This is a genomic window from Mesorhizobium sp. ArgA1 (assembly GCF_053714375.1).
On record NZ_JBSKBQ010000005.1, the window covers coordinates 1 to 17,005 of the forward strand.

Sequence of the window (17,005 nt, forward strand, 5' to 3'; positions counted from 1 at the left end):
TCCAGGAGCGGTACGGAATCGAGAAGGATCGGGTCCGGAGAGACGTTGACGACTGGTACTCGATGCAAGGTTGGTAGGCTAGTTTTCGCAGGGGCGCTCGGCGCCCCTGATTCTTTCCGCCCAAAACCAAGCTAGCGAGCTAAATCGCGGCGACAAACGTGATGAGGCGCCCGCAAACGGTCAGGCAGATCCGCAAAAATGCCTAGCAACCGGAACATTTTAGGGATCTCGAATGTTCGACTCCTTATGGACAGCCTACTCTCAGCAGAACAATTAAGGGCCGCACGGTCTCTATTGAATTGGTCGCGAGTGCGACTCGCTGCCAAGGCCAATCTTAGTGAAATGACGATCAGGGAATTTGAAAACGGGCTTAGGAGCCCGAGGCCCGGTAATATCACCGCTATGCGTCGGGCTTTGGAGGGCGGAGGAATTGTCTTCACGGAAGGGAGCCCATCGCTCGCACGCTCTGAAGGTCCGAATAGTGATCCCCACGGCAATAGAACCTGGCGCCGCCGGCACCGCCTGTAATTGAGTCGTCGACCGAAGACCATATTCGCAATTTCTGATATATTGCTAACCGGCTCTCATAACCGGCGGCGGTGCTCGCCTATGCGCGCGCCCGCCCGACCCTCTCGCGCCACTCTTCTCGCTCGCACGGCCACTCCGAATAGGGCGCGGACAGCGTGTGGTGTATTAGAGTGTATTAGACCGATGCGCTTGTCATCGCGGCCGGCGGCTCGGCAATTCGGGCAATAGAAGAACGGCTGCAGATCCCTCACCATGCAGGAATGATCCAAGCCGCGATGGCCGAGCGCGACTAGTTTGAGCCGGCTCTGATGATTTCAGCCTGTGGTCAGGCAATGGATAGTGGCCTAGTGCCCATGGCCGCCCTCACCGAGTTAGGGCGGGAATTTTCTCATCTTCGTCGACCAGGAAAAATCAGGCTTCGTTCGCAGCAACTAGTATGGTCCCGCTCTACATCGCCGCTATAGGCGCCTCAATGTTCGCTTGGCGCGGTCTGGCGCTACCGGCCGCGGTAAGGAGACCACAATGGGCAAGCATTTCAGCGACGATCAGGTCGAAGCGTTTCTAAAAGCCTATCTCGCGAGATTTCCGGATGCCTTGGAGCGCATGGAATACGTGATGTTGCACCCGTTCGACGACAATGACGAATGGATGTCGCGGAACTTCCGGGAGATCTACGAGGTCGCGCAGTCAATGGAATTCTTCACGACATACGCCCAGAGCGAGCCGAGCGCTATCCACCATTTAGTCAGGGATGTCGCGAGACGTGTGACGGGTTGGGCCTATGAGGAAGGGCAGATGATGTCTATGTACAAGCCTACCGGGGCGGCGGCTTGAATGCCGTCAACGCTCTTCTCAAGGAGCATTTCCCGGCCGACCGCGATCGGGTGTTAGTCATGGAAGGTCTTCAGGACACCGGCTATTGGGCGATCACCTGGCATGAGAAGAAGCACCCGGACGGCGGAATGTACCGCGATTTCGGACGTGTGAAGGCGTACCTCGGCGACGGGGACGAATAGGATCATCCGGCCGCCTCATGCCCTTTGGCGCCGGCCCCTATCGGCCGATACGCCTTCGCAATTGCCTTAGAGGGGCAGTCCAACGCCAACTCTTCGAGCGCTTAAGCGCCTCCATCTCCACCTTCAAAGCCTCCCTTTCTATCGCGAGAGCCCGTACTTCTGCCGCAAGAGCCTCCGCTCGGCCGTTATCTGGGGCAGCGGGCGGAGGTGGTGTGGGCGGCGGGTCGGGTCTAACCAGGTTTTCGAGACGGTCGACCGCAAGTCGGTTAACGGCGTCGGCTGCTGCTTCGCGAATGATTGCGGTCCAGCCATCGGGATCGACAGACATGATGTCCCAGAAGACCTTTTGTTCCAGCTGTCCTGTCGGAATGGCGACCCGCAGCGGCGCTGGATACCAGATCGATTTCTCACACGCGTTGATAAATCCCGTCAGCCTCGGGTTCCCGGAGTCTCTGAGGTTTCTCCACTTGGCGGAGAAATGCAGGCACGTTGGAAGGCGAAGGTAGCGCAAGGCGGCGAAGCCCTTGGTGAGCACGATGCGACGCCAGATCTCCCAGTCTCCCGCCCCGTTCACATCTTCTGGCCACACCGTCCGCTCCGCAAGAGCGCTGGCGCGATATACGACGCCTGAGGCCGCTATCGTGTTCCCTCTCGCCATGAATTGACGCCGCTCTTCGGGAAAAAACAGGTTGGTAAGATCAGGACCGCAAATGCCGTCGGTCGAGACCCAGAGGACCTGCCCGTAGACAAGTGCCACCGACGGATCGACGAACTGCCCGCGCATGAGGGCAAGATGATCCTGCATCATCAAGTCATCGTCGGCGGCGAAGGCTATCAATTCCCCGCGTGACGATCGAAGCGCCAGATTTCGATTGGCATAGCCAAAGTGAGGCGCCTTGGGGAAATCAAACCAACGAATGCGCGGGTCGGAAAAGCTTTTCACGACCGCTTCGGTCTCGGGTGCTGCGCCGTCGCCAACGACCAGAAGCTCGAACGATTGCTCCGTCTGCGCCAGCACCGACTGGATGGCATAGGCAAGAGAGTCGGGACGATTATGGGTCGGCATCAGGACGCTGAAGACCGGCGGAGCGTCTACCATCCCTTGAGGCCGCCAAAGTCGACCGGGATCAAATCGGTATCCAGCGGCAGCCGGTATTTGTCGGGATTGGCGTGGTCATATTGCATTGTAGGAAAATTGATTGCTCTAACGTCCCTCGTGCCGATGTTGTGGTCCGCGTGCCAGACGAATCTGGGGATGTTCATCAGGCGTGGCCGGGCTGAAGACAGAACAATCCGAAATACCTGTCCGCAGGTGCTCGACTCGGGCCTTGGGTCATACAGGACGACCTCCATTTCGCCATCGACAACGAAGTATCGATCCTCGTGAAGCTTATGCAGCCCCCAACCCTTCACCGTTCCCGGTCGGATGGTAAACATGTAGCAAAAGACCAGCGGATCGGGGTGCCAATTCCATCGGGTGTCGTAGATTTCGGTGACGCTTCCCCTGTCGTCGATGTGAGCGGTCATGTCGTGGAACGACAGGCCATCGGGAACCTTGGCAATCGGCTTGCCGGATCGAACCGTCTCCTGATCCTTCGTCGCCCCGGCCAACGTCTTTTCGAGAATATTCTGCATCATAAGACTCTTCCAATCTAACTAGCTTTGGCGGTGCCTCTCATTGCCCTTCTTTTAATTGTCTTTCAACGGCAGCCGTGGAAGGCCACGTGAGGATATGTGCGCGAATGCCCGCGCCCGGTATCCCGAGGTGTAAGCGAGAATGTCGTCGTAGCGCCCGCCGTTTCCATCATTCTGCGATTGGAGAGAGGCGCGGAACTGCCACTTGATTTTCGGGCGGCTGACCTTGCCCGACTACGCAGACAGATTGACGAGGTAGTGACACTCGCAGATCGAAAGACCCGCCACTGAACATCCCTGTCGACATCGGCGCCCTTGTCGTGATCCTGCTCGCTGCCGGCGGCTGGCGCTACCGTCGCACGATATACTGAGAAAATCGTTCGTTCTGGTCACCGCAATCTTATGAACGCCCGGCCTATGCGCGCGCCCGTCCGACGCTCTCGCGCCATTCCTCCCGATCGCGCGGCCGAATGGAGCGCGGAGAGCGTGTGATGTATGAGGCCGATGCGCTTGTCATCGCGGCCGGCGGCTCGGCATTTCGGGCAATAGAAGAACGGCTGCAGATCCTCTACGGGAGCCTTTGCGACTTGCCCGCCACGCCAGTGTTCGCTCGCCTTGCCGAGGGCAGCATGGCCGCGACGATGCGAGCGCAGTCAATGCGAAGCGTCGCCGGAAGGGTCGCGGTCCGCTCCCAGCCAGGTAAAAATAGCCAGCGCTATGGTCATCGCGACGCCGACGAGGAGAAGAAGCACCGGATAGATCAGCAGTTTGACGTCGTCCTGCGTAACCTTGAACACCAGAACCAACCCCTCCAGAAATACCGCGATCGAAATGATCGTGACGAATCTCGCGAAATTGCTCCGGAACGTCGACTTGCTGTGAAGGCCTTGCTCCAGCACCTGCTCCTCGAACAGATGCTTGGTGACGTCGAGGATTGCGACCGCGATCACCACATATCCAACCGCGTCGATGATGGTGTACCCGAAGTCACCGGCGGCGAGCAGCTGAGGCGCCTGGATGATCGCTTTCACGATCTGATAGCCGGCATAGCCGACCAAAATTGCCGCCAGCAGAAGAAGAATAAAAGCTGCGACCGCCATCATCCAATAGCCCAGTTGTTTCATCGGTTCCCCCCTCGGCTTTGCAAACCACTGGTGTCCGGTCAATTCGGAACCAATGGCGACGCCTCTTCGCACCGGTAGACCATGCATTGCCCGTCGGTGGTCGGCACATACCTGACCCTCGGCACCGACGGGGCGTCGCACTCATTGCCATACTGGCGGACATAGCGGTCATAGGTATTCGGCCCGGTGGTCAGCACCGCGGCCTTCTGGCTCTGGATCAGCGCCTGGGTCTGTGAACACGTCATCTTGCGCGTGTCAGGCCGAGCGTCGGCGAAATTTGCAGCAACAATGATCATTGCTGCAGCGCAGAGCATTGTCTTGTGTAGAGGCATGGCGGCATCCGAACAGAACATCGTATCGCTAAATTCGCATCTTGCGATGCTGTTGCGCAACGGTCATTCGGTCACTAATCGGCGAGTAGGCCCAACCACTCCCACGTCTCCAATACACGTCGACATCCCGAAGTCGGTTCCGGGTCGAAACTGCAAACCACCCTCGCCCAGCATCAAGCACATGCTCGAATGGCTGGACGAGACTTCGCGAAGCAATCGCAGCCTGTGCCAACGTCAGGCTGCCCAGCGTGACGCCCTGCCCCTGCTCGGCGGCGGCAAGCCTGGGACCGCGCCAAGGGCCTTGAATAGGAACTGACGAACAAGCATCCTGCCGTGATGCATCCGCCCTACGTTTGGCGACGCCGTGTTTACCGGCGGATGTCAGGGTTCAGCCGTCATTGTGTCCTCATCGATGACGGCGGATTGTGGCAGGCGCGCCACGGGTGGGATCGGGCACGATGCGGGCTTGGGAGACATCGCGGGCGGACCGGCGGCAGGCCAGCGGCGGGAATGGTCTGCAAGCCTGCTTTGCCTTCCTCGTCTTGACGGCCTTGTTGGTGCAGCGGGCAGAAGCGGGTGAGAAAATCTCGCATATACTCGATAACACCAGCCTAGCCTCGGCGTACTCAGTCGGATCGGACCTTGTGACCGCCTACACATCGGGCATGGCCCGCAGCCGTCTCGCTCTCGCAGGAGGCGCCGGCCGTAACAGCCTGGCGGTCCCGCTGGAACCATGGTTCCTGCGCGCGGAATTCAGGGCCCGGACATGGCGCGCGGCCGACGGCAGCCTGCTGCAGGGGTTTGCCGGCACTGGCGGCTTCCGGGTGACTACCGGAAATTGCCTTGCCCGCTTTTGCTCCGCCAGCGAATGCAGCGATGCCGGTTGGCCGCTCTACACCTGCAGTGACGGACGCAAACGAAAAATGTCGGCCACCGACTTTGTGACGGCAAGTTTCGATGGCGTCTCCTACCGGCGGTTGAGCGCCGCCAAGGAGTAACGCTTCAGGCAGTGCGAAAAATCCTCACGCCTGGTCCTGCGCAACCTGTGGCCAGCGCTGCAGGGCGGCGTGGCCGCCTTCGGTCAGCGCATAGACGCCGCGCTCGGCCCTGGCGAACCAGCCATAGACATTGTCCAACAGGATGCTGGCCGCGCGCGGCGAAATCGCCTTCAGATCGCGCGGGCGCTTCGGGCCGTCGGTCATGGCGGCGGCGCAGGCCAGCGCATCCTGCCGGTAGGAGGTCATAACAGGCGCGCGTGAACCGCCGCCGACCACCGGATCGCCACGCCGGCGCTTGTGCTCTTCCATCAGCCGCGAACGGCGCTTCGGATCGCGGCGCGGCGGCAAGGCGGCCGGGCTGAGCAGCAATTCGACGTCGCCCTTGCCGCTGACGGCCAAAAGCCCGAAGCCGAGCCGCCGGCACAGCGCGCGAAAACGGCGGTCGTGCTCGCGGCCCTTGCCGCGCGCCGACATGCGGGCCGCCAGCCACACTTCATCAGAGGCGGCTGCGCGATCGACGCCTTGCAGGACCAGTTCCAGGTTGAACTGCAGTTTCAATTCGCAAATGACCAGCACCGGCGGCTCGCCATCGCGCACCGCCACGATATCGCAGTTGCCGATTTCGCCCTTGACCGTGAATTCCAGGCTCTCGAGAAACCGCTTCACCGGGACGTAGAGAGACGTTTCCTGCATGACGCAGGCATAGCCGATTCGGACCGCGTCGCGACAGATCGGCGTGGCGCAGCTCGATCCTTCAGACGGCTAAATGCGCTTGCCCATCTGGTACTGCGCCGCAGCCGCATCGTCGGCAAGCAGATGCATCTCGTCCTGAACGGCGGCAAAGAACCGGCGGACATCGTTGGCGGCCGAAGCCGCGTCGGTGCCGGCAGCGATTGCCTTGTCGAGGAGTTCGCGGGCGGTGGCCTTCCAGAACGATGTGGCCACCTCGCCATGCAGCCTGCCCAGCCTGGCTGCCACCTCGCGCACCAGCTTGGTCTGCCGGTCTAGCGGGAAGGCACGCACATTGGCTGAGGACATATTCTGCACCATGACACTGACGCAACGAATCAGACGCTGCTCTATGCCCTCATGCCTAGCTGTGAAGTCGGAAACGGAACCTTAACGCTGCGGAGTCCGCGAGTCGCCTTGGGCAAAGGCCAAACGGGAACTCGGCGGCTGTCGGCTTTAGATCCGCAGGCCCCTCGCCTCGCTGCCGCGCTTGACTGTCACCATCATGTCCCGGGCCAGCAGGCCGCTGACCCGGCAGAACGCCATGAAGGCGCGGCAAGCGTCCTCGGTCTTGACCACATCCACCGTGGCCCCGAAGCAGGCATTGAACGCCGCCTCAAAGACCTTGCCCTGTCGCTTCTTTGGCCAGCCGTGCAGGACATCCAGCGCCTGTTCGACGCTGTAGATCTCCTCTACCGGCAGCCCGGGCGCAGGCGCGATACGCACCGGCACCTCGAATTGCAATCTGTCCATTCTACGTCTCCCGAACTGGCGCAGCCACAGCAACGCCGTTCGTTCCGAAAAGTTGCTTTGACCGCTTTTCGCGCAAAAATGTGTCGTCAGTGCGGTCTCGGCAGTCGGGGAGCGCTTGGCTCTGTTGGTTCGCCGGATCGGTCTCGGCCTCATACGAGCGCACGGCTGTGAAGAGCGCATAGGGCGTCGTAAGGCATGAATATCGTGGCGCCGGACCCTCGCCGGCAGTTCTTCCTTGAACCTTGCGGCTTCCAATGCCAAATCTGGGGGGATTTTCGAACGGGCTGATATGCATGGCCCGCTGACAGGCAAAAACGGACACTATGGTCACCTATCTCGACGCCGCCACGGCACCCCTCAGGAACACCGGCCAGATCCGCCTTTACGGCGAGGATGGCTTTGCCGGCATGCGCAAGGCGTGCGATCTCACCGCGCGCTGCCTCGACGAACTGGTGCCGATGGTCCAGCCGGGCGTCACCACCGAGACCATCGATCGTTTCGTCTTCGAATACGGCATGGGCCATGGCGCGCTGCCGGCAACGCTGAACTATCGCGGCTACACCAAATCGTCGTGCACCTCGATCAATCATGTTGTCTGCCACGGCATTCCCGACAACAAGCCGTTGAAGGATGGCGACATCGTCAACATCGACGTCACCTATATCCTCGACGGCTGGCACGGCGATTCCTCGCGCATGTATCCTGTCGGCACCATCAAACGTGCCGCCGAGCGTCTGCTCGAAGTCACCCATGAATGCCTGATGCGCGGCATCGCGGCGGTCCGGCCCGGCGCCCGCACCGGCGCCATCGGCGCCGCCATCCAGACCTTTGCCGAGGCCGAGCGCTGCTCGGTGGTGCGCGATTTCTGCGGCCACGGCGTCGGCCAGCTCTTCCATGACGCGCCCAACATCCTGCACTATGGCACGTCAAGCGAAGGCGTCGAGATGCGGCCGGGCATGATCTTCACCATCGAGCCGATGATCAATCTCGGCCGGCCGCATGTGAAAGTGCTGTCGGACGGCTGGACGGCGGTGACCCGCGACCGCTCGCTGTCGGCGCAGTACGAGCACACGATCGGCGTCACCGAGACCGGTTGCGAGATCTTCACGCTCTCGCCAAACAAGCTCGACCGCCCCGGCCTGCCGGCCTAGTCTCCCAACCAAAGCCTGAAAGGGAAATGCGGGCTATGGGGAAAAGTGACGAAGACGAGCGGGGGTTCTTCTCCGAGCGATGGATTGAACCGCCGGCGACCTACAAGTCACCGAAGGACAAGGCGCCAAAAGACAAACCGACGGAAAAGCCGCATTATCACGGCCATCGTGACCGCTTGCGCGAGCGCTTCGTTGCCGGGGGCGCGGACGCCCTGCCCGACTACGAACTTCTCGAACTGCTGCTCTTTCGCTTGATCCCGCGCGTTGACACCAAGCCGATCGCCAAGGCGCTTTTGGCGCGCTTCGGCACATTCGGCGAAGTGCTCGGCGCACCGGTGGCGCTGCTGCAGGAGGTGAAGGGCATCGGCCCCGCGGTGGCGGTCGACCTCAAGGTGATTGCCGCTGCCGCGCAGCGCATGGCGCGCACGGAGGTCCGCGACCGCGAGGTGCTGTCCAACTGGACGCAGCTTCTTGCCTATTGCCGCTCGGCCATGGCGTTCGAGAACCGCGAACAATTCCGCATCCTGTTCCTCGACAAGAAGAACGTGCTGATCGCCGACGAGGTGCAGCAGGTCGGCACCGTCGACCACACGCCGGTCTACCCGCGCGAAGTGATCAAGCGCGCGCTGGAACTCTCGGCCAGCGCCGTCATCCTGGTCCACAACCACCCCTCAGGGGATCCCACACCTTCCCGCGCCGACATCGAGATGACCAAGCAGATCATCGACAGCGCCAAGCCGCTGGGCATCGCCGTCCACGACCACATCATCATCGGCAAGAAGGGCAATGCCTCGATGAAGGGCCTGCTGCTGATCTGAGCCTGCCCCAAACCAGCGCTGACAAGGCATGAGGCGGCTGATTTCCATGCCGCCCCAGATCCGTTCAATTTCGCTAGCTGAGCGATCCGGCTGCTTGCGAGATGAGCCCGGCGATCTCGTGAGGGTGGGAGATCAACGACAAATGGCTTGCCTTCACTTCGATGGTCTTTGCGTTCATGCGCTTTGCCATGAAGCGTTCGAGATCCGGATTGATCGTGCGATCCTCGGTCGAGACCGCATACCAGCTTGGCTTCGAGCGCCAGGCCGCTTGCGTTGTCCTTCCGGTGAAAAGCTTGTCCGAGATCGGCCCTTGGACGGCGTAGAGGATGCGCGCCTTCTCCCGAGGAATACCACCGGCGAAATCCCGCAGGAAAGCCTCCTCGCCGAGCTTGCCATAGCCTTCGGACCAGACAAGTCCGGCGGAGGCGGGCGGCGCCGCAAAAGTCTTGGCGAGCGCCGTGTAATCTTCGCCCGCATCCGGCGCGCGCGCCGCGACATAGACGAGCGAGGAAACCTTTGGATCCATTCCTGCCTCGGTGACGATCATGCCGGCAAAGGAGTGTCCGACAAGGACCGTCGGTCCATCCTGGAGGGCGATCGCGCGCCGCGTTGCCTCGACGCCAGCCTCCAGCGTGGTCAGCGGATGCTGGACGACGGTTGCGTTGAGGCCGGCCCGTTGCAGCAGGCCGACCACCTCTGACCAGCACGAGCCGTCCGCATAGGCGCCATGGACCAGAACGACATTGCGAACCTTGGGGGCCGTCTGCGCTCGCGTCGCGTGGGAGCTGGCCAATAGGCTCGTCGCCACCCCAGCGACGAGCGCGGTGGAGAAAGTACGCCGATTTATCATGATCGTGGATTCCTTGAGAGGTTGGCGGATCGCGCCCAGAACGGGACGCGCCGCCAATGCTTCGCCCGGCGCGCCTACCTCCAGTCTTCGCCGCCTGCCTAGGCTCCGTTACGGCCGTCACCGCTTCGTGATCGCATGCCTCGGTTCTCGCCGAGCTCGGGGCCTTTTGCAGGGGCTGAATCCGATGCTCGTCGTGCTTGCAGGCGCTACCCTCATCGTTCTGGGACAGAAAGGCGCGGCCGACAATCTCGCGCCCTCGAAACTCGGCTGGATCGGACTGGCGTTGCTGGCAGGCGCCGTGCTTCCGGTGCAAGGCGCGGTGAACGCCCTGCTTCGCCATTCGCGGTCGGCACCATCTCATTCCTGGTGGCGATGCTGGTCATGGCCGCCGTGCTTCTGGCCACGCTTTCCGTGACGAAGACGCCTCGCCCTCGCCTCGCGGGCCTGTCATCGATGCCCTGGTGGGCTTGGATCGGAGGTCTTGCCGGCGCGACCTATGTCACGACCATGTTCACCGCCATCCCCGTCATCGGCGCGGCGGCAGCCGTCAGCCTGACGGTGGCCGGCCAGCAGGTTGCCGGCATCTTCGTCGACACATTCGGTTGGTTTCGGCTGCCGCAGCGGTTCGTCTCAGGCGTGCGGCTCACCGGTGTCGTGCTGCTTTTGGCCGGCTGCATCGTCATCAAGGCGCTTTGATCCGGTGTCACCAGCCAGACATGGTCCGCTGCCGCAAAAGCGATTTTTTGCCCCTTCCACAGCCGGCTCTAGAATTTCGATCGCAAATCACGCATGATGCACTCGGTATTTTCCCGGGACGGCTTCGCGCCCCCTGAAATACCGGGAGGAACGGGACATGCCCATCGTGGTTGTACTCGTTTTGATCGTCGTGGGCTCAGTGTTGTTCCACTTCCTGAGCCCATGGTGGTGGACTCCGATTGCCTCGAACTGGGACTATATCGACAACACCATCATCATCACCTTTTGGATCACCGGCGTCGTCTTCGCCGCCGTGGTGTTGTTCATGGCCTATTGCGTCTTCCGCTTCCGTCATCGGGAGGGGAACCGGGCGGCCTACGAACCGGAGAACAAGCGGCTCGAATGGTGGCTGACGATCGTCACCGGAGTGGGTGTCACCGCCATGCTGGTCCCCGGCCTGTTCGTCTGGAGCCAGTTCGTCAACGTTCCAAGCGATGCAACCATGGTCGAAGTCGTTGGCCAGCAATGGCAGTGGAGTTTCCGCTTGCCCGGCAAGGACGGCAAGCTCGGCACATCCGACACCCGTGACGTCACCGCTGAAAATCCGCTGGGCGTGATCGCCAAGGACCCCAACGGCCAGGACGATGTCGTGGTCGAAGCGGCCGACCTGCATCTGCCGGTCGGCAAGCCGGTCAAGATGCTGCTGCGCTCGATCGATGTGTTGCACGATTTCTACGTGCCGGAATTCCGCGCCAAGATGGACATGATCCCGGGCTCGGTCACCTATTTCTGGTTCACCCCGACCAAGACCGGAACCTTCCAGGTCCTGTGCGCCGAACTGTGCGGCCAGGGGCATCCGATGATGCATGGCATCGTCATAGTCGACACCCAGGAAGACTATGTGGCCTGGCTCGACCAGCAGCAGACGTTCGCGCAATTGTCGGCGCCCCAGCAGACGGGCTCGGCAGAACAGGCGCCGGGCAATGCGACGATGTCAGCTTTGAAAGTTGCGGCAAAACTCGAGACTGTCGGGTCCCGCTAAAAAGGGCACGGAGGTGCTCCTATATGGTCGATATCACGCCTGCAGATGCCGTCCCGCCCGCCGAAGTCGCGGAAATGGAACTCTACCATCCGCACAGTTGGTGGACGAAATACGTCTTCTCGCAGGACGCCAAGGTCATCGCCATCCAGTATTCGGCAACGGCAACGGCCATCGGCCTGGTCGCGCTGGTGCTGTCCTGGCTGATGCGGCTGCAGCTCGGCTTCCCCGGCACCTTCGATTTCATCACCCCTGAGGCCTACTACCAGTTCATCACCATGCACGGCATGATCATGGTGATCTACCTGCTCACGGCACTCTTCCTCGGCGGCTTCGGCAACTACCTGATCCCGCTGATGGTCGGCGCCCGCGACATGGTCTTTCCCTATGTCAACATGCTGAGCTACTGGATCTATTTGCTTGCGGTGCTGGTTCTGGTGTCGAGCTTCTTTGCGCCTGGTGGGCCGACCGGTGCCGGCTGGACGCTCTATCCGCCGCAATCCATCATGACCGGCACGCCCGGCGGGCAGGAATGGGGCATCATTCTGATGCTCGTCTCGCTGATCCTGTTCATCATCGGCTTCACCATGGGCGGCCTGAACTATGTCGTGACGGTGCTGCAGGGCCGCACGCGCGGCATGACGCTGATGCGCCTGCCGCTGACTGTCTGGGGCATCTTCACCGCCACCGTCATGGCGCTGCTCGCCTTCCCGGCGCTGTTCGTCGCTTGCGTGATGATGCTGCTCGACCGCGCGCTCGGCACCTCCTTCTTCATGCCCGCAGTCGTCGAGATGGGCGAACAGCTGCAGCACAATGGCGGCAGCCCGATCCTGTTCCAGCATCTGTTCTGGTTCTTTGGCCACCCCGAGGTCTACATCGTGGCGCTTCCGGCCTTCGGCATCGTCTCCGATCTGATCAGCACGCACGCGCGCAAGAACATTTTTGGCTACCGGATGATGGTCTGGGCCATCGTTGGCATCGGCGCGCTGAGCTTCGTGGTCTGGGCGCACCACATGTATGTCAGCGGCATGCACCCCTATTTCGGCTTCTTCTTCGCCACCACGACATTGATCATCGCCATCCCGACCGCGATCAAGGTCTACAATTGGGTGCTGACGCTGTGGCGCGGCGACATCCATCTCACCATACCGATGCTTTTTGCCATGGCTTTCATCGTCACCTTCGTCAATGGCGGGTTGACCGGGCTGTTTCTCGGCAACGTCGTCGTCGACGTCCCGCTGTCGGACACGATGTTCGTCGTCGCCCACTTCCATATGGTCATGGGTGTTGCCCCGATCCTCGTTATCTTCGGCGCGATCTACCACTGGTATCCGAAGGTCACCGGCCGGATGCTGAACGAGACGCTGGGCCGGTTCCATTTCTGGGTCACCTTCCTCGGCGCCTACCTGATCTTCTTTCCCATGCACTATATCGGCCTGATGGGTGTGCCGCGGCGCTACGCCGAAATGACCGACGTGACGGTCATGACGGAGTCGGCGCATCACCTGAACTCGTTCATCTCGATCATGGCGTTCATCGTCGGCTTTGCCCAGGTCGTGTTCCTGTTCAATCTGATCTGGAGCATCCGCCATGGCCGCGAGGCTGGTGGCAATCCATGGCGGGCCACGACGCTCGAATGGCAGACGCCACAGACGCCGCCGGCGCATGGCAATTTCGGCAAGGAGCTGCCTATCGTCTATCGCTGGGCCTATGACTACAGCGTGCCGGGCGCCAAGGAGGACTTCATTCCGCAAAACATTCCGGGCACATTCGGCCCCTCCAGGGAGCCGGCATGAGCGTCATCCTGGTCTTCCTGCTCGTGATCGCCGGCTTTGCCGGCTGGTGGCTCTCGCATCAGCGGCTGATGGCCAAGCCATGGCTCGAGCAGGGTGTGGCGGAAGATATTGTCCCCTTCGACCGGTCGGGCCTGCCGACTGCCAAGATCGGCCTGGGTGTCTTCCTCGCCGTCGTCGGTTGCCTGTTCGCGCTGTTCACCAGCGCGTACTTCATGCGTATGGCGCTGTCGGACTGGCAGCCGCTGCCGATGCCCCGCCTGCTCTGGCTCAACACCGGCATGCTGGTCCTGAGCAGCATCGCGCTGCAGTGCGCCTCGGTCGCGGCGCGCAAGCGCCAGATGGACACGGTCAGGCTCGGCCTTGCTGCGGCAGGGCTCACCGCGATCGCCTTCCTCGTCGGACAGCTCATGGCATGGCGGGACCTGACCGCCGACGGTTACTTTCTGGCCTCCAATCCGGCCAATAGTTTTTTCTACCTGATCACCGGGATGCACGGCCTGCATATAGTCGGCGGGCTGGTGGGCCTAAGCAGGACAACCGCCGGCGCCTGGAACGGAGCGCGGCCGGAGCGGCTTAGCCTCAGCGTCGAACTGTGCGCCATGTACTGGCATTTCCTGCTTTTCGTCTGGCTCGCCATCTTCATTCTCCTGGCCGGCTGGGCCGCGACGTTCATCGACATTTGCCGGCAGTTACTGGCCTAGGAGGTCTGAGAGCATGGCTGAGACGAGCCTGACGCATACCAGCCAGACGGAGCCGCGGCCGGCGGGATGGCATGGCATCGCCGCCGACTGGTCCTCGGATCAGCGCGCGTTCAAGAACGTGTCCTGGGGCAAGGCCATGATGTGGATCTTCCTGCTCAGCGACACCTTCATCTTCGGCTGCTTCCTGCTCTCCTACATGACCGCTCGCATCTCCACGCGCGTGCCGTGGCCCAATCCGAGCGAGGTCTTTGCGCTTCGTATCGGCGGTTCGGACATTCCATTGATCCTTATCGCCATCATGACCTTCGTGCTGATCTCGAGCAGCGGAACGATGGCCATGGCCGTCAATTTCGGCTATCGCCGCGACCGCCGCAAAACGGCAATCCTCATGCTTCTGACCGCGGCGCTCGGCGCGACCTTCGTCGGCATGCAAGCCTTCGAATGGACCAAGCTGATCACCGAAGGGGTACGGCCCTGGGGCAATCCCTGGGGCGCGGCACAGTTCGGTTCGACTTTCTTCATGATCACCGGCTTCCACGGCACGCATGTGACGATCGGGGTGATCTTCCTCATCATCGTGGCGCGCAAGGTCTGGCGTGGTGATTACGACGTCGGACGTCCCGGTTTCTTCACCAGCCGCAGGGGTCGCTACGAGAACGTCGAAATCATGGGGCTCTACTGGCATTTCGTCGACCTGGTCTGGGTGTTCATTTTCGCATTCTTCTATCTTTGGTGAGAGGCTGACATGGCTGAAGCAACCGCAAACGGCCTGGGGCAACCCGCACTGCACGCTGGTCATGCGCATGACGCGCCAGCGACCGGCGTCGCGGAGGTTCATCAGGAACACCCGATCAAGCTCTATCTGGTGGTCTGGGCGTGGCTGTTCATCCTCAGCGCTTGCTCCTACATGGTCGACTATCTAGGCATTCACGGCTATCTCAGGTGGTCGCTTATCCTGATCTTCATGATCCTCAAGGCGGGGCTGATCGTGGCCGTGTTCATGCACATGGCCTGGGAGCGGCTGGCGCTGGCATATGCGATCATCCTGCCGCCGGTTCTGATACTAGTGTTCGTGGCGATGATGCTCTTCGAAGCGGATTACACGCTTCTCACCCGGATGTCGTTTTTCGGGGCCGGGCCTTGACGCGCAATCCGGATTTGAGGCTTCGCCCGCGGCATTTCCAGTCAGGAACCGCAGGATCCTGACTGCGATCCAGGTCGAGCTGCTGCTGCCTTGAAACAAGCGGCGGCTGATCCATCTTGCTATTATCGGAAACGATCGGAGGAGAATGATTGCCTTCGTTTCCAATGCGCCGCGAACTCCAGCAGGGAGGCCGAAGATGACGATCGCAAACAGACTGAAGGACTACATTGACGGGAGAGGAATTTCCTACGACACCGTCGCCCATCATCGCACATCGACGAGCAGGCAGTCCGCCATTGCCGCGCATGTGCCCGGCAGCATGATGGCCAAATCGGTGGTCGTTCACCACGAACTCGGTTATGCGCTGGCCGTGGTCCCAAGCACGCATAGAATCGAGCTCGGTACACTGCAGGACGTCATGGACAGGCGTCTAGGACTCGCCTCCGAAGACGAGGTGGTCTCACTCTTCGGCGATTGTGACACCGGCGCCATTCCACCGATCGGCGCGGCCTATGATGTCCCGGTGATCCTCGACGACAGCCTCGGCGAAGCCGCCGACATCTATTTCGAGGGCGGTGACCACAGGACGCTGGTGCATGTGAGCGGCAAGGATTTCCGCAACCTGACCATGGACGCACGTCACGCCCGCTTCAGCCACGCTGCCTACTGAAAAAATCAACCGCCTGCACCAGCACTCTCGCTGGTGCAGCCCCAGCCGGATATCGTCAACTCGTCGGCCTGACCGGCGCCGGCGATTCCACGACCTTGCGGTAGACATGCCACGTGGCATGACCAAGGATTGGCAGCACGACCGCCAGCCCGGCAAACACCGGCAGCGAGCCGATGATCAGGGCGACGGCGACAATCAGTCCCCAGACAGCCATGGGGATCGGGTTTGCCAGCACCGCTCGCACCGAGGTGTGGATGGCTTCGTAGGCGCCTACGTCGCGGTCGAGTAACAATGGGAAGGCGACGACCGTTGTGCACAACACCACCGCGGCGAAGACGAAGCCGATGGCGTGCCCCATGATAATCAGAGACCAACCGCGTCCGGTGGCGAAGATTTCATTGATGAAGCCGGATATCGATTCCGGCGGAGCCGGGCCGAAGAGATATTGGTAGAAAACCTGCGCCGTCAAAAGCCAGGCGATGAAGATCGCAACCAGCATGATCCCGACCGCCGCGATGGCTGGCAGGGCCGGAGAATTCCTGACCTCGAAAGCGTGCCTCCAGGAGGTGTCGAGCCCGGCTTCTCGTCTGCGGCTGATCTCATAGAGGCCGATCGCCGCGAATGGACCGATCAGCGCAAAGCCGGACACCAGCGGAAACAACAACGGCAACGCATTGGCGCCCGAAGTCCAGGCCGCGAGCACGACGCCGACAAGCGGATAGATCAGGCAAAGAAAAACGATGTGCGACGGTTTGACCATGAAATCGTCAACCCCGCGCTTGAGCGCATCGAGAAGATCAGAAATACCGATTTTTCGAATTTTGGTGTGTTCCAGCGTTTCGCTGGCGCCTGCAATCACGTGAAAACTTGTCATGCCCGTTCCTCCAGACCAGGTCCGGCAAGGTCGCGGTTTCACGGTGCTGCCGTTCTGCATGACTGGCCACGCAAAACCGCGACCTGCACCGAAATCAACATACTCGATTGCCTGGAACTTGTCGCCCTTTTGTCACAAAGGCTCGCAAGGT

22 protein-coding genes and 1 pseudogene are annotated in these 17,005 nt (G+C 61.3%); 14 read left to right on the plus strand and 9 right to left on the minus strand.

What is annotated here, in order from left to right; translation table 11 throughout:
• The 4 genes and pseudogenes from ACWGTI_RS14205 to ACWGTI_RS14220 all read left to right on the plus strand — a co-directional run.
• Positions 1–77: pseudogene (locus ACWGTI_RS14205) on the plus strand (CsbD family protein); the annotation flags it as partial.
• 169 nt (positions 78–246) lie between these two features.
• Positions 247–528, plus strand: coding sequence for a helix-turn-helix domain-containing protein (locus tag ACWGTI_RS14210; protein ID WP_454574176.1), 282 nt, complete (start codon positions 247–249; stop codon positions 526–528).
• 522 nt (positions 529–1,050) lie between these two features.
• The gene (locus ACWGTI_RS14215) at positions 1,051–1,362 is read left to right on the plus strand and encodes a hypothetical protein (RefSeq protein WP_454587704.1); all 312 of its coding nucleotides are present in this window, start codon (positions 1,051–1,053) and stop codon (positions 1,360–1,362) included.
• Positions 1,359–1,544 carry a hypothetical protein gene (locus tag ACWGTI_RS14220; RefSeq protein ID WP_454587705.1) on the plus strand — a complete coding sequence of 62 codons (186 nt, stop codon included), beginning with the start codon at positions 1,359–1,361 and terminating at the stop codon, positions 1,542–1,544. The genes ACWGTI_RS14215 and ACWGTI_RS14220 overlap by 4 nt, the downstream gene beginning before the upstream one ends.
• A gap of 37 nt (positions 1,545–1,581) precedes the next feature.
• Here ACWGTI_RS14220 and ACWGTI_RS14225 read toward each other — a convergent pair whose 3' ends face one another.
• The 4 genes from ACWGTI_RS14225 to ACWGTI_RS14240 form a co-directional block, all read right to left on the minus strand.
• A complete protein-coding gene (locus tag ACWGTI_RS14225; protein ID WP_454587706.1) occupies positions 1,582–2,643 on the minus strand; it encodes a glycosyltransferase family 2 protein in 1,062 nt (353 codons plus the stop codon).
• Positions 2,637–3,182, minus strand: a complete 546-nt coding sequence (locus tag ACWGTI_RS14230; protein WP_454587707.1) for a cupin domain-containing protein — start codon at positions 3,180–3,182, stop codon at positions 2,637–2,639. The genes ACWGTI_RS14225 and ACWGTI_RS14230 overlap by 7 nt, the downstream gene beginning before the upstream one ends.
• 650 nt (positions 3,183–3,832) lie before the next feature.
• A complete protein-coding gene (locus ACWGTI_RS14235) occupies positions 3,833–4,303 on the minus strand; it encodes a GNAT family acetyltransferase (RefSeq protein ID WP_454587708.1) in 471 nt (156 codons plus the stop codon).
• A gap of 38 nt (positions 4,304–4,341) precedes the next feature.
• On the minus strand, positions 4,342–4,548 hold the full coding sequence (locus ACWGTI_RS14240; protein WP_454574179.1) for a hypothetical protein: 207 nt from the start codon (positions 4,546–4,548) through the stop codon (positions 4,342–4,344).
• Between the two features lie 731 nt (positions 4,549–5,279).
• On the opposite strand from ACWGTI_RS14240, the gene ACWGTI_RS14245 reads away from it, so the two are divergent.
• Positions 5,280–5,633 carry a hypothetical protein gene (locus tag ACWGTI_RS14245; protein WP_454587709.1) on the plus strand — a complete coding sequence of 118 codons (354 nt, stop codon included), beginning with the start codon at positions 5,280–5,282 and terminating at the stop codon, positions 5,631–5,633.
• A 24-nt stretch (positions 5,634–5,657) separates the two neighbouring features.
• Here the strand turns inward: ACWGTI_RS14245 and ACWGTI_RS14250 are convergent, their stop codons facing one another.
• From ACWGTI_RS14250 to ACWGTI_RS14260, 3 genes are all read right to left on the minus strand, one after another.
• Positions 5,658–6,326 (minus strand): DUF2161 domain-containing phosphodiesterase, encoded by a 669-nt coding sequence (locus tag ACWGTI_RS14250; RefSeq protein WP_454587710.1) that lies wholly within the window; start codon positions 6,324–6,326, stop codon positions 5,658–5,660.
• Positions 6,327–6,395: 69 nt separating this feature from the next.
• Positions 6,396–6,671 carry a DUF6074 family protein gene (locus ACWGTI_RS14255; RefSeq protein WP_454587711.1) on the minus strand — a complete coding sequence of 92 codons (276 nt, stop codon included), beginning with the start codon at positions 6,669–6,671 and terminating at the stop codon, positions 6,396–6,398.
• A 147-nt stretch (positions 6,672–6,818) separates the two neighbouring features.
• Positions 6,819–7,115: a DUF982 domain-containing protein gene (locus tag ACWGTI_RS14260; protein ID WP_454587712.1), complete on the minus strand. Its 297-nt coding sequence runs from the start codon at positions 7,113–7,115 to the stop codon at positions 6,819–6,821.
• A gap of 323 nt (positions 7,116–7,438) precedes the next feature.
• Between ACWGTI_RS14260 and map the strand changes: the two genes are divergently transcribed.
• Both map and radC read left to right on the plus strand, forming a co-directional pair.
• The gene (map, locus tag ACWGTI_RS14265) at positions 7,439–8,266 is read left to right on the plus strand and encodes a type I methionyl aminopeptidase (protein WP_454587713.1); all 828 of its coding nucleotides are present in this window, start codon (positions 7,439–7,441) and stop codon (positions 8,264–8,266) included.
• Between the two features lie 35 nt (positions 8,267–8,301).
• Positions 8,302–9,084, plus strand: coding sequence for a RadC family protein (gene radC / locus ACWGTI_RS14270; protein ID WP_454587714.1), 783 nt, complete (start codon positions 8,302–8,304; stop codon positions 9,082–9,084).
• Positions 9,085–9,157: 73 nt separating this feature from the next.
• Here radC and ACWGTI_RS14275 read toward each other — a convergent pair whose 3' ends face one another.
• Entirely contained in the window at positions 9,158–9,937 is a 780-nt protein-coding gene (locus tag ACWGTI_RS14275; RefSeq protein ID WP_454587953.1) for an alpha/beta hydrolase, read from the minus strand.
• A gap of 132 nt (positions 9,938–10,069) precedes the next feature.
• Between ACWGTI_RS14275 and ACWGTI_RS14280 the strand changes: the two genes are divergently transcribed.
• From ACWGTI_RS14280 to ACWGTI_RS14310, 7 genes are all read left to right on the plus strand, one after another.
• Entirely contained in the window at positions 10,070–10,630 is a 561-nt protein-coding gene (locus tag ACWGTI_RS14280; RefSeq protein WP_454587715.1) for a DMT family transporter, read from the plus strand.
• A 157-nt stretch (positions 10,631–10,787) separates the two neighbouring features.
• The gene (gene coxB, locus ACWGTI_RS14285) at positions 10,788–11,672 is read left to right on the plus strand and encodes a cytochrome c oxidase subunit II (protein WP_454587716.1); all 885 of its coding nucleotides are present in this window, start codon (positions 10,788–10,790) and stop codon (positions 11,670–11,672) included.
• Between the two features lie 23 nt (positions 11,673–11,695).
• Positions 11,696–13,465, plus strand: coding sequence for a cytochrome c oxidase subunit I (gene ctaD / locus ACWGTI_RS14290; RefSeq protein ID WP_454587717.1), 1,770 nt, complete (start codon positions 11,696–11,698; stop codon positions 13,463–13,465).
• A complete protein-coding gene (locus ACWGTI_RS14295; protein ID WP_454587718.1) occupies positions 13,462–14,166 on the plus strand; it encodes a cytochrome c oxidase subunit 3 in 705 nt (234 codons plus the stop codon). The genes ctaD and ACWGTI_RS14295 overlap by 4 nt, the downstream gene beginning before the upstream one ends.
• A gap of 13 nt (positions 14,167–14,179) precedes the next feature.
• Positions 14,180–14,902 (plus strand): heme-copper oxidase subunit III family protein, encoded by a 723-nt coding sequence (locus tag ACWGTI_RS14300; protein WP_454587719.1) that lies wholly within the window; start codon positions 14,180–14,182, stop codon positions 14,900–14,902.
• 9 nt (positions 14,903–14,911) lie between these two features.
• Entirely contained in the window at positions 14,912–15,310 is a 399-nt protein-coding gene (locus ACWGTI_RS14305) for a cytochrome C oxidase subunit IV family protein (RefSeq protein ID WP_454574190.1), read from the plus strand.
• A 196-nt stretch (positions 15,311–15,506) separates the two neighbouring features.
• The gene (locus ACWGTI_RS14310; protein ID WP_436260332.1) at positions 15,507–15,980 is read left to right on the plus strand and encodes an aminoacyl-tRNA deacylase; all 474 of its coding nucleotides are present in this window, start codon (positions 15,507–15,509) and stop codon (positions 15,978–15,980) included.
• Between the two features lie 55 nt (positions 15,981–16,035).
• Here ACWGTI_RS14310 and ACWGTI_RS14315 read toward each other — a convergent pair whose 3' ends face one another.
• Positions 16,036–16,854 carry a DUF2189 domain-containing protein gene (locus ACWGTI_RS14315; RefSeq protein WP_454587720.1) on the minus strand — a complete coding sequence of 273 codons (819 nt, stop codon included), beginning with the start codon at positions 16,852–16,854 and terminating at the stop codon, positions 16,036–16,038.
• Between the last annotated feature and the right edge of the window lie 151 nt (positions 16,855–17,005).

What these genes read in the sequence shown, in the direction of transcription:
- ACWGTI_RS14210 (WP_454574176.1), top strand. Translation starts at nt 247, where the DNA reads ATGGACAGCCTACTCTCAGCAGAACAATTAAGGGCCGCACGGTCTCTA.
- ACWGTI_RS14215 (WP_454587704.1), top strand. Translation starts at nt 1,051, where the DNA reads ATGGGCAAGCATTTCAGCGACGATCAGGTCGAAGCGTTTCTAAAAGCC.
- ACWGTI_RS14225 (WP_454587706.1), bottom strand. Translation starts at nt 2,643, where the DNA reads ATGGTAGACGCTCCGCCGGTCTTCAGCGTCCTGATGCCGACCCATAAT.
- ACWGTI_RS14230 (WP_454587707.1), bottom strand. Translation starts at nt 3,182, where the DNA reads ATGATGCAGAATATTCTCGAAAAGACGTTGGCCGGGGCGACGAAGGAT.
- ACWGTI_RS14235 (WP_454587708.1), bottom strand. Translation starts at nt 4,303, where the DNA reads ATGAAACAACTGGGCTATTGGATGATGGCGGTCGCAGCTTTTATTCTT.
- ACWGTI_RS14240 (WP_454574179.1), bottom strand. Translation starts at nt 4,548, where the DNA reads ATGACGTGTTCACAGACCCAGGCGCTGATCCAGAGCCAGAAGGCCGCG.
- ACWGTI_RS14250 (WP_454587710.1), bottom strand. Translation starts at nt 6,326, where the DNA reads ATGCAGGAAACGTCTCTCTACGTCCCGGTGAAGCGGTTTCTCGAGAGC.
- ACWGTI_RS14255 (WP_454587711.1), bottom strand. Translation starts at nt 6,671, where the DNA reads ATGTCCTCAGCCAATGTGCGTGCCTTCCCGCTAGACCGGCAGACCAAG.
- ACWGTI_RS14260 (WP_454587712.1), bottom strand. Translation starts at nt 7,115, where the DNA reads ATGGACAGATTGCAATTCGAGGTGCCGGTGCGTATCGCGCCTGCGCCC.
- map (WP_454587713.1), top strand. Translation starts at nt 7,439, where the DNA reads ATGGTCACCTATCTCGACGCCGCCACGGCACCCCTCAGGAACACCGGC.
- radC (WP_454587714.1), top strand. Translation starts at nt 8,302, where the DNA reads ATGGGGAAAAGTGACGAAGACGAGCGGGGGTTCTTCTCCGAGCGATGG.
- ACWGTI_RS14280 (WP_454587715.1), top strand. Translation starts at nt 10,070, where the DNA reads ATGCCTCGGTTCTCGCCGAGCTCGGGGCCTTTTGCAGGGGCTGAATCC.
- coxB (WP_454587716.1), top strand. Translation starts at nt 10,788, where the DNA reads ATGCCCATCGTGGTTGTACTCGTTTTGATCGTCGTGGGCTCAGTGTTG.
- ctaD (WP_454587717.1), top strand. Translation starts at nt 11,696, where the DNA reads ATGGTCGATATCACGCCTGCAGATGCCGTCCCGCCCGCCGAAGTCGCG.
- ACWGTI_RS14295 (WP_454587718.1), top strand. Translation starts at nt 13,462, where the DNA reads ATGAGCGTCATCCTGGTCTTCCTGCTCGTGATCGCCGGCTTTGCCGGC.
- ACWGTI_RS14300 (WP_454587719.1), top strand. Translation starts at nt 14,180, where the DNA reads ATGGCTGAGACGAGCCTGACGCATACCAGCCAGACGGAGCCGCGGCCG.
- ACWGTI_RS14305 (WP_454574190.1), top strand. Translation starts at nt 14,912, where the DNA reads ATGGCTGAAGCAACCGCAAACGGCCTGGGGCAACCCGCACTGCACGCT.
- ACWGTI_RS14310 (WP_436260332.1), top strand. Translation starts at nt 15,507, where the DNA reads ATGACGATCGCAAACAGACTGAAGGACTACATTGACGGGAGAGGAATT.
- ACWGTI_RS14315 (WP_454587720.1), bottom strand. Translation starts at nt 16,854, where the DNA reads ATGACAAGTTTTCACGTGATTGCAGGCGCCAGCGAAACGCTGGAACAC.